Raw genomic sequence first — 13,270 nt, forward strand, 5'->3', positions numbered from 1 at the left:
ATAACAAATTTCAGCGTAAATCTAGTTTTTTGTTAGCGCTAGTCTCGGCAAAGTACTTTACTGATAGCCCTAACGTTTAAATTTGGCGTTTTTTCAAAACTACAGTGTCAAAGAGTGAGTATTTGTCTCAATCAATTTCGCCAAATCTTGCAAGAATGCCGCAGCATGGGCACCGTAAATAATCCGGTGGTCTGAAGTAATATTTACTTGCATTTGTTGGCGCACGGCAAATAAACCGTCGGGTGTTGCTACCACTTGCGGGCGGGATGCACCGATCGCTAAAATTGAACCTTGTCCTGGTGGTAAAATCGCATCAAATTTATCTACGCCAAACATCCCTAAGTTGGACAAGGTAAAAGTACCGCTGTTATATTCTTGGGGTTGTAGTTGTTTTGTTCTGGCACGCTCTACTAAAGACTTCCAATTACGGGATAGAGAATAAATATCCACCGCGTCTGCATTTTGTAGCACAGGTGTAATTAATCCGCCATCATCCATTGCCACAGCTACAGAAATGTTGATATCAGAATGATAAACAATACCTTGGTCTGAGTAGCTAGCGTTCAAAAGTGGATGTTTTTGTAATGTTACCGCTACAGCTTTCGCCAGTAGCGCTGTCATTGTTACGCCTTTGGATTTAATTTGTTTATAAAGTTTGTCTAACTCATCAGTGGTAATGGTGTAACCAACACGGAACACAGGCACAGATAGACTAGCTACCATGTTCCGTACTACCGCATTTTGGAAGGTAGTTAGAGGCACGATTGAACCAGGAACAGCTGCCACGACTGGTGTGGGTGCGGGTGCTGGTGTCTGTGGTGTAGGAGGCGCTACTGGGGTAATTGGTGTTGGTGGGGCAGCAAGTGGAGCCGGGGCGGGTTGCTTACCTTTATTAACAACTGCTTCCACATCTTCAGCAACAATGCGACCATAGGGGCCACTGCCTTGAAGTGAAGTCAAATCGACTTTGAGTTCTTTGGCTAACTTACGGGCACGAGGTGAAGCTACAAGTCTTCCTTCGCGATGGTTAGAGCCGTTTTGAGACGCCAAAGCAGGAATTCCAACGGAAGCAGCCACGGGAACTGGTTCGGGAGAAGGACTAGGAGCAGGCGCACCGCCAGAATTGGCAAGAGATTTCGCAGTTTCGATTTCAGCTTCGGTTTCGGCAATGAAGGCGATCGCAGATCCTACCGGGGCAGTTTCACCAGCTTGCACTATGATATGGGCAAGAAACCCTTCATAAAAGGTTTCTACATCCATATCTGCCTTATCTGACTCTACAACCACCACTGTTTCGCCTTTTTCCACTTTGTCCCCTGGCGATTTCACCCAGGAGACTATTTTGCCTTCGGTCATGGTGGAACTCAACGCCGGCATAAATACTTCGTGAATGCTCATAGGGTGGTTTGGGAATCAATGGTTTATGGACTTTAACAGCTTTTGTCAGATCGAATTGTATCTTGATAAAAGAATTTTGGATTGGAGATTTTGGATTTTGGGCATGGGGCATGGGGCATTGGGCATGGGGCACTTGTACTGAGCCTACCCCTACGGGGAAGCAAGCTACGCGTAGCGTCTCGTAGAGAAGCCGAAGTATTGGGCATTGGGCATTGGGCATGGGAAAAGAGGAGGCAGAAGGCAGCACTTCGACTACGCTCAGTGACCAGGCAGAAGTTCTTTAATGCAAGAATTTTGAATTGATTTGTCTTCCTCATCTCCCCATACCCAAATTCAGGAACCTTAATCTGATTTAAAGGTCTATACTACAGAGCTATTGTTAAAGGATAGTTAATATCTTGTTTTGGTTGTTGACTTTCAAAAACCATCAAGAGTGTCTCACAAATGAAATGAGATTGCTACAGATAAATATATTTATATTCCTCATACCACTGCTTGAGATAGAGGAGCTTCTTTAAGGTAGAGGATATGGGATGCAGTTCAATCTAGAATTCAAAATTGGTAATTAACCTGTTTGAAATTCCTGTTTACTTTTATGTCGGCAAAGTTAAAATTGTTTTTGATTGTGGTACTTACCGTCTTTGCCACTGCTGCCGCTGGAGTTTTTATGACTGGACGCCAGGAATCTCCACCGATTGTTGATAATGTCGATCGGCAACCACAGCAGGTAAGAGCGATTCACCAATCTCAGGAGGTTGTGGCAGACTCAGAGCGTTCCAGCTATAAAACTATACCTTTAGAAAGTATTAACTCATCTCTCCAAGGTAGCGATCCTGCGACACTCGCTCTGAATGCCTTTGACGACATACCATCAGTGGGAGGAAGGCGAAAGGTAGAGGTGGCTTATCCACAACGAAATCAAGCGTTGGTGACGATTACACAAATCAAGCAGGGTAAAAATTCTGTTGATACAGTTAAATATCGAGTGGAGATGACGACCTTTGGGCGATCGCTTTTTATTAGTTCACCCCCAGTGTGGCAAATTGTTTGGGCTGGGGTGAGGAATTAGTTAGAAGTTAGGAGTAAAGTAGAGACGCGATTATTCTCTTACGAGAAGCCGCTCTTCGAGCGTCTACGCGTCTGTACAGGAGTTAAAAGTCAGGAATTGAGAATTTCAACTCATAACTCATAACTTATAACTTTAGTTCACTAAATGTCGCCGCGAATTTCTTCGACAACGCCATCGCGTAGAACAATTTCGACTTGCATTTTGCTAATCAAGTTATCTCCGGTTTCTACTTTGAAAAAGCCTTCCATTTGGAATTGGTTGACTTCTTGATCCTGTTGGAGAAACTGCACTTGCTGGAGGTTTTGCAGCAACTGATTTTTCTGCTCTAGGAATTCACTTTTCTTTTGATTGACTTGGAGTTGAATATTGTCAATTTGTTGGAGGGTCTGGGGGCCGGGTGGTTGCAGACTCTGTTTTTGAATTGCACTAATCGCTCTTTGTCCTTCAACGTCTAGCTGTTGCAGTTGCTGGTCAAGTTGATTAATCTGTGCTTGTAGCTGCTGTTGTACTTCCTCTTTCCAGAGGGGAGTAACAATCACTTTAACGTTGACGACGCGTTTCAACAGCAAATGAGATTTGGAGACATCCATAAATATTTCACGTTCACTCTTAATAGTTGGCGGATGGAATCATCAGGCAAACATGCCGTCAATAATATCGCGATAGCGTTCCACAACGATGTGTCGTCGAACTTTCAATGTTTGTGTCATCAAGCCGTTTTCGATGGAAAACGGTTCGAGTATGAATCTGAACGGCCCGATGCGGTCATCTGGTCGATAGCCTGGACGATTCTGCACTTCACGATTTAATTCTTGGCGAAATAAATCCTGGATCATTTTACTCTCCAAGTCTATTTTTTGACCTGATGAGGAAATTTCGCGATCGCTTTGTGTATCCAGTGTCAAATTCTGAGTTGCTGCCCATTTTTCTAAGGCTTCGAGATTGGGGACAATTAAGGCTCCCAAGGTGCGCTGGTCTTGGCCTAGAAGCATAATTTGATCGATATATGGCGATCGCAAACACGCATCTTCGATGGGTTGCGGTTCGATGTTTTCGCCGTTAGTCAAGACAATGGTATCCTTAGCTCTGCCAGTTAGCACTAGGTCGTTTTGTGGTGTTAACCAACCCAAATCGCCGCTATCGAACCAACCTTCAGGGTCAATTGCTTTGGCTGTGGCTTCGGGATTTTGGTAATAGCCTTGCATAATCTGAGGCCCCCTTAACAATACCAAGCCTCGTGTTTCTGGTGGCAAAGGCGCTTTTGTCTCAGGATCTACGATTTTAGCTTCTGTTGCCGGGAGTGGTAGCCCCGATGCACCAATTAAATTCCGCCAAGGACGACGCACATGGGTAACTGGAGAAGTTTCTGTCAAGCCATAACCTTGCAAAATCTGGACACCAATAATTTCAAAGAAGTTATCGATGTGTCTGGGAAGGGCACCGCCGCCGCTAATCATCTGCTTAACTTGTCCCCCTGTGGCTTCCCGCACTTTGGCATAAACTAGTTTTTCTCCCAACTTATGCAGGGGTAACAAAGCCGCCGCGAGTATGCTAGCTGCAAATCGTTCTACGGCTGAGGCATGAAGATTATTTAAATCCAATCCCTGAGCAACTCGCCGCGCTTTAATATATTTCTCGCTGATGCCTAATAAAAATTTAATTAGGCGTTGCTTGTTGGCTGGTTGTTCGCGGAATTGTTTTTGCACTCCTTCATAAATCGATTCCCACAAACGGGGTACACCCACCATATAGTTGGGTTTAAATTCTCTCAAATCTCCTTTGACAGAGCGCAAGTTAGTATAAACTTGCGTACAACCTTGAGATAATAGGTAATATTCAACAGTTCGTTCGTAACTGTGCCACGAAGGCAAAATACTAAGAACCATATCGCCCGGATTTGGTTGCAATACTGTGCCAAATGTTGTCACTTGGTGCATCAAGTTAGTATAAGAGAGCATCACACCTTTGGGTTTGCCGGTGGTGCCAGAGGTGTAAATTAAGGTTGCCAGAGCATCACGATTTTGCTTGACTGGCACAAAATTATGATTTGCTCCAATTTCATTTAATTGGGCAAAATTTAGCACTTTTAAAGGTGTTTCCGTCGGTGGTGCTTCATCTGAAAGTAAGATGACGAATTGAATTGGTAGATCGTTGAGGCGCTCTTGCAGTTTTTTAAGTGTCTTCAAATCTTCAATTACCACTGCTGTACTGCCACTGTTGGCGATGATAAACAGCAGTTCTTCTTTTTCAGCTTGGGAGCTACGCACGGCATCAACTCCCCCAGCAGTCATGATACCTTGGTCGGCAATAAACCACCGGGGACTGTTGTCAGCAATTAAGGAAATGCGATCGCCTAATCTGACTCCCAACGCTTGCAACCCAGCAGCAAATAGTTGTATTTTCTCTGCTAATTGAGTATAAGTAATCACTATTTCTGGTTTAGCGTGGGGGTTGTGCAAGGCAACAACATCACCAAATTCCTGAGCTGCCAAAGGCCAAATTTCTGGTAGCGATTGCACATTTGTGTAATCTACCAACTTCTTTAATGCTTGGCGTTCTCGCTCGCTGATATTAGATAAAAAAGAAGACGCGATTTGAGTTTTTGACATAACACCTTAACTAAAGATTTTCAAACGTTCGCTTTTGGAGCTATTTTGTTATTACGCTACAATAACCGTCCTCATTATCCACATTCTCTTTTGTGTATGATAATTCCAGGAATTCCAACTTTATATTTACAAAAATTTATGTTAAGATTGATTTACATAGACTGCAAGCTATAGATGGCGTTTGCAGTTAGAAACAGCGATGTCTACGATGGTCACTGAGCTTCTTGCCCTGAGCGACGCCGAAGGGTGTCGAAGTGCGGGCTACGCCTACGCCTACTTTTCAAGGGGGATGATTACCTGATGAATTTAATAGACGTAACACTGCTAACGTTGCTCAATATTGCTGCCTGCATGGTCTTACCCAAGCTTATAGCTATGTTGACAGTAAATAGAACCAACCTGACTGAATTCTCACCGAAGAATTCAGAATTACAAACAGCGAAAGTTCAACTTACGAGTTTTCCCTATTGTACAGTTTACCCATTGACGGGTAGCCAATATTGTAAATTTAGTCCTGATTTTTGCGATCGGTGTTCGCCGAGTTGATGAACTATTTGACAGGAAAAATTTTTGGGTATTTGAAGAATAATTCTGATTTTTTATGTTTTAATTACTCAGAATTCCTACAAGTACCCTGAGTAATTCTTCTAAGCCTTCTGGAACGCGATAAAGCTTAGTGTCTTCTATGATATGTTTTTCCTGTCTTTGCAATATTCCAAATTTCCAATCATATCCATTTGTTACAGCCCCATATAGTATAGGATTAGGGGAATCTACCCACTGGTCTAGTGCTAGTAATTCTACTGCTAACTGATTAAATCCTCGTTTTAAATCTGATTGTTTGGCCTCAATAACTAAAAGTGAATTTTGGGAAACTAAATAATAGTCAAATGTACCTTTAAGCTGTTCGTTAACATTAACACTATACTCAATATAAAGAATAGATTGCGTTTGGTCACAAACTTCTACAAGAATAGGAGAAATTAACATTTCTCTAATAGCTATTTCTGCAACTGAATCAAAAATAGATATATTACGTTCAAGATAGCGATTTAAAAAGTCTAAATATGTTATTTCTCCTAGATAATTAGGTAGTTCTAATATCTTTTTTTCATAGCTACAATTAAAATCTGCAAGAATATCTTTGGTTGTATAAGGGAGTTCAAAATATTTGCTAAATGTATAGCTTTGCCCTGGTTGAATAATCCGGTTACTAGTCATGCTATACTCCCTGATTTTAGTTATGATTTAACCTTGTTATATGTTCCCTGCTCTAACATTTTAGACTAATTCGTAATTCGTAATTAATAAAGTCAGGTAGGATATGGGTTTCGGGGTTTGAATCTGTTGCCAGATTTTAGAGAATTGGTATTATAGGTTAAGAAATTGGCGAATACACTGAGCAGCAGTTAGCTTTTCTTCTCTGTCTGGAGTTTCCATCCAATTCAACGAAATGATTTTACTGTGTTCCAAGATTAATTCAATCTTCCAGCTATTGCCTCTGCCATAGAATGCTTTTATTTGAATATCTTTAATCTCCTCAATAGAACACTGAATTATAACACTATCAAAAGTTTTTCTTAGTGCTTCATGCTTCACTGTCATTATTCCTGTGGTTTTATCAAAAGTACAGGTTGTTATCCGTAGCGCGTAAAGCATAGCAAGAAACATAATTGTCAATATAAAAGCTACGATCGCTAACCCAGGAAGACTAAAAATAATCAACCAAAAAACCTGCATAAATGTCAAGTTTGGCTTTCATCTTTATCGATTTTAAATTTTAGATAGCGACAGGAATAAGTAAAGGTAGATATTACCTCAACATCTTCTCTACTTGTCTTAAATTACCCAGCTATAGTGGTTCCCAATCAAATCAGGTACAAAAATTTGTATCGCAAAGCTTTGCGTCCCTAGCTTCTAACTCACTAGAACGGTAAATGCCATACCACATATATTAAAAAGATACAAAAGTCTTTTTTGTATTTGATTAATACCAATTTTTTATGAAGTTGCATAGAATTCGATCCCCCCTAGCCCCCCTTATAAAGGGGGGAACCAGAAAAACATATCAAAGTCCCCCTTTTTAAGGGGGATTTAGGGGGATCTAGATATGTGCAACTTCACATTAAATTGGTATAAGATTGTTATATTATTATTACTAGTATTTAACAAATCAAGTGCGATCGCTCTACATGTCACACAAAATTACAGAAGTTTTTCTGCCTGGAGATATATTAAAAAACTGATAGTTACCATTAACAAAAAGATATATATAGTTAGCTTATAACTAATAAAAGAAATTCAAAATAGCATTTTCAGTAATTGTACTGTTTTTGCTTCAAACTAGTAATTATGTTAAATACAACTTTTGCACACAGGGGAGATAACATAATGAGTTTGATAGATGGTTTATTCATGACGCTGCTTAGTACTGTTGCTTGTGTAGCCCTACCTAAGCTGCTATCTGTAATTTTCTCTGCTAAAAACGAAAAGATTGCACTATCACCAGCTACTGTAACTTCAGAACAGTCTAACTTCTGAAATACCCAGCGATTGATGATCTACAGATATCGCCTTGATGAGGAGAAAATTTAGTAATTGGTGCAAGGCGATGTCTGACAATCAATAAGCCATACACATTTTGTTCTGGAAAAGAATAAATTTGATTATTTATTATTGATTTGTTCTTGGTGTAGTTGTTTTAGGTCTGACGATAATCAAAAATGCAAGCAAAGTCAGAACTAACATTTGCCAAGTTACCAAATTCCAGCCCCCCAAATTCCAGCAGAATAGGCCAAGGGTGGTACCTACAGCACCACCGATAAAATAGGTAGTCATGTAAACTGTGTTGATGCGACTATTGGATTGAGCATCAAGGGTGTATATCCTGGCGAGATTGGTAACCTGCATTGCCTGTACGCCTACATCTATTAACAATACAGCAACAGCGATCGCCAGTGCAGAATTAGCAGCAATTTTAGCAATTACTAAACTTGCAATTACCATCGATACAGCAACAGTTAAGGAACGTTGAGAGTTACCTTTATCGGCTAGTTTACCAAAAACTGGTGCCGTCAATGCAGCGGCGATCGCCACAAAACCATATATCCCAATTGTGTCAGATTGGAAATAAAAAGGCGCTCCGCTTAAATGGAAAGTCAGCGTCGTCCAAAATGAGCAAAATACACCAAACAATAAACCACCAATTAAAGATGCTTCTCTTAATAATGAGAAACGTTTTAATTGGTAGAGTGTTGATTTTAATAATTCCAAATAATAACCATCAAAATCATTTTTGACATTAGGTAAATATATTTTTAGTAAAACAGTAACAATTAAAACCATTACTGCTGAAAATCCATATACATAACGCCAAGTAAACCATTCAGCAATATATCCACTAAAAACTCTTGCACCTAAAACTCCAATCAATACCCCAGTAAAAATGTTGCCTACAGTTTGGCCTGTAGTTACTCTATCTATACTTGCTGCTAGGGGAAGAATAACTTGGGCTGAGACTGTCGTAATTCCAATTGCTATGCTCAATATCGAAGCTTGGACGATGTTTTGTGAAAACGTCATAGCTATCAGCAAACAAAACAAACATAGCAGTAAGCAAAGAATTAATTTTTTCTTGTTAATTTTATCGCCCAAGGGGATTAGAAAGAAAAGCCCAACACCGTAACCAACTTGCGAAAGTACAGATATGCTACCCGCTTCGCCTTCACTAACTCGAAAAGAAGATGCAATATCTTTGAGAATTGGCTGATTATAGTAAACATTAGCAACACAGACACCAGCTGCGATCGCCATAATCAGTACCTGGACTTTAGTTAATCCGTTACTTGAGATTTGTGTTTCCATTTAATCTAAAATTTATACAGGAAAAAACTGGTTTACAGTACAACTAAAACCAGGTAATAAAGGAGAAATTATAATATCGCTACTAAATAGAGTTTCTAACAATTTAAGTTGATTTTGTTCGCGTCGATAGACCTCTAATTTACGCGATCGCCAATCAGCAATCCAATATTTTTTTACTCCTCTGGAAGAATAAAGTTTAAGTTTTGCTTCCTTATCTCGTCTTTCGTCTGACTTACTTTCAGACAAAACTTCTACTACTAAATCTGGTGCGCCAGTTAAATGTCCCGCTTCATCCAATGTTAACGCCAAGGTTTCTTTAGTAGCCCAAACTACATCGGGAATCACATTATCTGATTCTGAAAACAAAACGCCGGGATTGATTACAGCTTCTCCTAAACCAGTAGACTCTGACCAAACATCGAGTTGTCGGAAAATTCTGCCACAAGTTTGCTGATGTTTAAAGTGAGATGCCCTGGTCATAAATAGTTCTCCATCAACTATCTCATAACGCGTCCCTTCATTTTCTGGTAATAGTTCCACATCTTGAGTTGTCCAGCGTACTCCAGTATTAAGCATCTGACTCATTGGCTAACTCCTTCGATCTTGCTCTTGTATTTTAAGGTAATTGTTGACTGTTAGCTGTTGGCCGTCGATCGATTAACTTTTCACTTGCGATTTTTGCGCCGCCATTTACTTGCATAAAGTAATTTTTGACTCACGGACTAACTCTTGGAATCTCACTCTTAATATTTTAATTAGAAAATCTTAACAATTTAGCAGTCACAATACCTTATAGCATCTTGCTACAAGAGCCACAATAGTTAAATAGTTAGAAAAACATTTGATGCATAAATAATTAATCAAAAAAATTACTCAACTTGTAACCCTTCTCTTAACAAGTACTTAACGTTCACTAACTAGATAATATGACTCAAGTCCAAGTCGAACCCAAACTATACAGCTTTGATGAATTTATCAGTTGGTATCCCGAAAATTCAGAGGTGCGATACGAATTGCATGATGGAGTAATTATCGAAATGCCCAAGCCAAGGGGAAAACATTCAAATCTCACAGGTTCCCTGATTGAGCAACTATTGATAATTATCAGGCAGAGTGGCTCTGGCGGTATATGGACTATTCCCAGAGAATCAATTATCAAACCCAAACGAGAAAAATCAGGTTATGAGCCGGACATCATTGTTTTAAACAAAGAAGTTCTTGGGGATGAACCACGCTGGGAAAGCGAATCGATTATCCAAAATCCTGATTCGGTCAAATTAATCGTCGAAGTGGTTTCAACTAATTGGCGTGACGATTACTATGATAAACTTCGAGATTATGTTCGCGTAGCGTCTCGAAGAGAAGAAATGGGCATCGAAGAATATTGGATTATCGATTATGCCGCACTGGGGGCGAGAAAGTTCATTGGTAACCCCAAACAACCCACAATTTTTGTTTGTAACTTGGTTGAGGGAGAATATCAAATGACTTCATTTACAGGAAAGACGGCCATTGTTTCTCCGACATTCCCGCAATTCAACTTAACTGCACAGCAAATTTTCGATTTGGCTTCGTAGGAAAGCATTAAAAAAGTCATACCATTTGTAGAGACGCGATTCATCGCGTCTTCTAGTTTTTCGGGTTTGAATGTCTTGCAAATATTTTTTGAATTGATATCATATCAGGTTCGTCTAATTAGTTACGATAAAAACTTTGCAGACTTCTTTGCGCCTTTGCGTCTTTGCGTGAGATTTAATCATAACTATTTTGCCGAACATGATATCACTTGCGATTTTCGCGCCGCCACTTACCCCGCACTAAGCGAATTTCATCATAAGTGTAGCTTTCGCCTAGTTGTTCTCGAATGGGCGTCAAAGAAATATCACCAAGCACTTCTAAAACTTGCCAAATTTTTTGCTGACGTTCTAAAGGCACTAACTGATTTAAATCTACAGGCTGATTTTTCTCGATTAAATCTGCAAGATGGCGAATAATTGTAGTTGGCCTAATATTACGTTTTTGGGCAATTTCAGCAACACTCAAACCTTGTTTATGCAATTGAAAAGTAAAAATTTCGGTGTCAGAAGGCAAGCTATTAAAGGGTAAAAAATTATCCTGTGGTGGATCTAAAAAACCTCTTTCTTGACGGTAAGCACGAATTTCTGCGAGGAACTTTTCGCCATATTGAGCAAGTTTGTGAGTACCTACACCAGAAAGTTTACCAAATTCAGTCATTGTTTTAGGCTGTACCTGTGCCATCAATTTCAAAGTAGAATCTGGAAAGACAATATAAGGTGGAACAGATTGCTGATCGGCAAGTTGTTTGCGTAGCGATCGCAATCTTTGCATTAAAACTTCTGCTTCGGCAGCTTTTTCACTTGTTTGTGTTAAAGCAACATTTTGGGTTACAGTTACAGCCAGGGAAACTGTGCGTTGTCGCCGCATTACTTCCCAACTTAGGGGGTTAAGTTTTAAAACTGAGTAACCATCGCTAGTCTGTTCTATTAGTCCTTGATGTAGAAGCGATCGCGCCAACATCCGCCACTCATCTACAGTTTTATCTTTGCCAATTCCGTAGGTAGAAAGTTGATCGTGTTGATTTAAAATAATCTTTTGGTTTTTGGCACCGCGCAACACATCAATAATATAAGTCATGCCAAATCTTTCTTTGCAACGCGCCACACAAGATAAAAACTTCATGGCTTCAATTGTCCAATCTTCCATTGGTTTGGGATTGCGGCAATTATCGCAGTTACCACAATTCCCAGGAAATCGTTCCCCAAAATAACCAAGCTGAATTGTCCGTCTACAAACTGTACCCTCAGCATAATCAATTACCTGTCGCAGTTGTTGTTTGGCAATCAATTGTTCTTGGGGGTCAGTTTTTTGGTTAATACTCCATTCAATGGTTTTAATATCAGCAAAGCTGAAAAAAAGTGTACAACGTGAGGGTTCGCTATCCCTTCCCGCCCTACCTGATTCTTGATAGTAACTTTCTAAATTACGCGGTAAATCAAAGTGAATTACTAAACGGACATCTGGCTTATTAATTCCCATCCCAAAAGCAATTGTCGCCACCATGACGCGCACATCATCGCGAATAAATCGAGTTTGATTGCTGCTGCGTTCTTCATCAGTTAATCCAGCATGATAAGGCAAAGCTGAAATCTTATCATTTTGCAGTTTAAATGTGAGTTCATCAACTTTTTTGCGCGTCAGACAATAAATAATGGCTGAACCCTCGCTTTCCCGCACGAGTTCTAATAATTCAGCGTATGCAGATTTGGTTTTAGAACGAACTTCATAATAAAGATTTTGGCGATTGAAGCTGGCTATGTGGATACTCGGTTGCTTCAATCCTAATTGTTGAATGATATCACCACGGACGCGATCTGTGGCTGTGGCTGTGAGTGCAACGGCAGGAACATTGGGGTAGCGTTTTCGCAGAGATATCAACTGGCGATATTCTGGACGAAAATCGTGTCCCCATTCAGAGACGCAGTGTGCTTCGTCAATGGCGAAGGTAGAAATACCGATTTGATGATGGACTAAATCGAGAAACGCCAGAAATCTTTCACTTAACAAACGTTCTGGGGCGACGTAAAGTAATTTAACTTTGCCGTTGCGGATAGCTTCTTCCCGCGATCGCACCTGATACTGATTCAAACTACTATTGAGAAACGTAGCACTAATATTATTATTTCGCAGTGCTTCCACTTGGTCTTGCATCAAAGCAATTAATGGCGATACTACTACAGTTAAACCTTTTTTGATTAATGCAGGTAGCTGAAAGCACAACGATTTTCCCCCACCCGTAGGCATCACCACCAATAAATCCCGATTTTGCAGCGCATCTTCGATAATTTGTCGTTGTCCGGGGCGAAATCTATCATAACCGAAGTGATATTTTAGCGCTTGTTCGAGATTGGGATACTGAAGCATAGCGATCGCTTTTTCAGAGGCTTTTGCCTAAATTAAGTAAGTTTTCTTAAAAAAGTAAGATATATTTTTAATAATCTTAGCTCGTTGATTTTGTGTAAGTTGAGAATTTCTAATTTTCAGCGATCGCAAAAACTCAAGCGAAGATTATAAAATTCGGTAGCAAGTGAGGCTGTCAAAAACTTCTCCATCATAGCTTGTACCAATCCTACAAGCTAAAACAGCACTAGAAATAGCGCTTTGGAAAGTCACAGCACAATCTAATACCGTTAATCTTACTCAACCTGACTTTTCACGGGGTCTGGAAACTCTATTTGAGTTAAAGAGTAAGGGTGTGACAAAGCTGGAAGGAATTTGTGAAATTCCAAATTGAAAGCTGAATAAGTGTGTG

At 40.0% G+C, this 13,270-nt stretch carries 13 protein-coding genes; 4 read left to right on the forward strand and 9 right to left on the reverse strand.

What is annotated here, in order from left to right:
• Window positions 1-99: 99 nt before the first annotated feature.
• Entirely contained in the window at window positions 100-1,398 is a 1,299-nt protein-coding gene (locus H6H03_RS22485) for a dihydrolipoamide acetyltransferase family protein (protein WP_190957292.1), read from the reverse strand.
• A gap of 45 nt (window positions 1,399-1,443) precedes the next feature.
• Window positions 1,444-1,524, reverse strand: a complete 81-nt coding sequence (locus tag H6H03_RS42065; RefSeq protein WP_390842887.1) for a hypothetical protein — start codon at window positions 1,522-1,524, stop codon at window positions 1,444-1,446.
• Here H6H03_RS42065 and H6H03_RS22490 point away from each other — a divergent pair.
• Both H6H03_RS22490 and H6H03_RS22495 read left to right on the forward strand, forming a co-directional pair.
• Window positions 1,489-1,701: a hypothetical protein gene (locus H6H03_RS22490; RefSeq protein ID WP_190957293.1), complete on the forward strand. Its 213-nt coding sequence runs from the start codon at window positions 1,489-1,491 to the stop codon at window positions 1,699-1,701. The genes H6H03_RS42065 and H6H03_RS22490 overlap by 36 nt on opposite strands.
• Window positions 1,702-1,993: 292 nt before the next feature.
• The gene (locus H6H03_RS22495; protein WP_190957294.1) at window positions 1,994-2,467 is read left to right on the forward strand and encodes a hypothetical protein; all 474 of its coding nucleotides are present in this window, start codon (window positions 1,994-1,996) and stop codon (window positions 2,465-2,467) included.
• Window positions 2,468-2,607: 140 nt separating this feature from the next.
• Here the strand turns inward: H6H03_RS22495 and H6H03_RS22500 are convergent, their stop codons facing one another.
• From H6H03_RS22500 to H6H03_RS22515, 4 genes are all read right to left on the reverse strand, one after another.
• Window positions 2,608-3,057, reverse strand: a complete 450-nt coding sequence (locus tag H6H03_RS22500; RefSeq protein ID WP_096541063.1) for a YlqD family protein — start codon at window positions 3,055-3,057, stop codon at window positions 2,608-2,610.
• 42 nt (window positions 3,058-3,099) lie between these two features.
• On the reverse strand, window positions 3,100-5,076 hold the full coding sequence (locus tag H6H03_RS22505; protein ID WP_190957295.1) for an AMP-dependent synthetase/ligase: 1,977 nt from the start codon (window positions 5,074-5,076) through the stop codon (window positions 3,100-3,102).
• 606 nt (window positions 5,077-5,682) lie between these two features.
• Window positions 5,683-6,297, reverse strand: coding sequence for a hypothetical protein (locus H6H03_RS22510; protein ID WP_190957296.1), 615 nt, complete (start codon window positions 6,295-6,297; stop codon window positions 5,683-5,685).
• A gap of 150 nt (window positions 6,298-6,447) precedes the next feature.
• The gene (locus H6H03_RS22515) at window positions 6,448-6,816 is read right to left on the reverse strand and encodes a hypothetical protein (RefSeq protein WP_190957297.1); all 369 of its coding nucleotides are present in this window, start codon (window positions 6,814-6,816) and stop codon (window positions 6,448-6,450) included.
• Window positions 6,817-7,467: 651 nt separating this feature from the next.
• Here H6H03_RS22515 and H6H03_RS22520 point away from each other — a divergent pair.
• Window positions 7,468-7,617: a hypothetical protein gene (locus H6H03_RS22520; RefSeq protein WP_190957298.1), complete on the forward strand. Its 150-nt coding sequence runs from the start codon at window positions 7,468-7,470 to the stop codon at window positions 7,615-7,617.
• 132 nt (window positions 7,618-7,749) lie between these two features.
• On the opposite strand, the gene H6H03_RS22525 is transcribed toward H6H03_RS22520, so the two are convergent.
• Window positions 7,750-8,940 (reverse strand): MFS transporter, encoded by a 1,191-nt coding sequence (locus tag H6H03_RS22525; protein ID WP_190957299.1) that lies wholly within the window; start codon window positions 8,938-8,940, stop codon window positions 7,750-7,752.
• A 12-nt stretch (window positions 8,941-8,952) separates the two neighbouring features.
• Window positions 8,953-9,525: a Uma2 family endonuclease gene (locus tag H6H03_RS22530; RefSeq protein ID WP_190957300.1), complete on the reverse strand. Its 573-nt coding sequence runs from the start codon at window positions 9,523-9,525 to the stop codon at window positions 8,953-8,955.
• A 341-nt stretch (window positions 9,526-9,866) separates the two neighbouring features.
• Here H6H03_RS22530 and H6H03_RS22535 point away from each other — a divergent pair, with 341 nt between their 5' ends.
• Window positions 9,867-10,517: a Uma2 family endonuclease gene (locus H6H03_RS22535; RefSeq protein WP_190957301.1), complete on the forward strand. Its 651-nt coding sequence runs from the start codon at window positions 9,867-9,869 to the stop codon at window positions 10,515-10,517.
• 205 nt (window positions 10,518-10,722) lie between these two features.
• On the opposite strand, the gene recQ is transcribed toward H6H03_RS22535, so the two are convergent.
• Window positions 10,723-12,882, reverse strand: a complete 2,160-nt coding sequence (gene recQ, locus H6H03_RS22540) for a DNA helicase RecQ (protein WP_190957302.1) — start codon at window positions 12,880-12,882, stop codon at window positions 10,723-10,725.
• Window positions 12,883-13,270: the final 388 nt, after the last annotated feature.

The organism is Nostoc paludosum FACHB-159, assembly GCF_014698835.1.
Classification (GTDB): domain Bacteria; phylum Cyanobacteriota; class Cyanobacteriia; order Cyanobacteriales; family Nostocaceae; genus Nostoc; species Nostoc paludosum.

Excerpts from the sequence above, each read along its gene's own strand:
- H6H03_RS22485 (WP_190957292.1), bottom strand. The coding sequence starts at position 1,398 with ATGAGCATTCACGAAGTATTTATGCCGGCGTTGAGTTCCACCATGACC.
- H6H03_RS42065 (WP_390842887.1), bottom strand. The coding sequence starts at position 1,524 with ATGCCCAATGCCCCATGCCCCATGCCCAAAATCCAAAATCTCCAATCC.
- H6H03_RS22495 (WP_190957294.1), top strand. The coding sequence starts at position 1,994 with ATGTCGGCAAAGTTAAAATTGTTTTTGATTGTGGTACTTACCGTCTTT.
- H6H03_RS22500 (WP_096541063.1), bottom strand. The coding sequence starts at position 3,057 with ATGGATGTCTCCAAATCTCATTTGCTGTTGAAACGCGTCGTCAACGTT.
- H6H03_RS22505 (WP_190957295.1), bottom strand. The coding sequence starts at position 5,076 with ATGTCAAAAACTCAAATCGCGTCTTCTTTTTTATCTAATATCAGCGAG.
- H6H03_RS22510 (WP_190957296.1), bottom strand. The coding sequence starts at position 6,297 with ATGACTAGTAACCGGATTATTCAACCAGGGCAAAGCTATACATTTAGC.
- H6H03_RS22515 (WP_190957297.1), bottom strand. The coding sequence starts at position 6,816 with ATGCAGGTTTTTTGGTTGATTATTTTTAGTCTTCCTGGGTTAGCGATC.
- H6H03_RS22520 (WP_190957298.1), top strand. The coding sequence starts at position 7,468 with ATGAGTTTGATAGATGGTTTATTCATGACGCTGCTTAGTACTGTTGCT.
- H6H03_RS22525 (WP_190957299.1), bottom strand. The coding sequence starts at position 8,940 with ATGGAAACACAAATCTCAAGTAACGGATTAACTAAAGTCCAGGTACTG.
- H6H03_RS22530 (WP_190957300.1), bottom strand. The coding sequence starts at position 9,525 with ATGAGTCAGATGCTTAATACTGGAGTACGCTGGACAACTCAAGATGTG.
- H6H03_RS22535 (WP_190957301.1), top strand. The coding sequence starts at position 9,867 with ATGACTCAAGTCCAAGTCGAACCCAAACTATACAGCTTTGATGAATTT.
- recQ (WP_190957302.1), bottom strand. The coding sequence starts at position 12,882 with ATGCTTCAGTATCCCAATCTCGAACAAGCGCTAAAATATCACTTCGGT.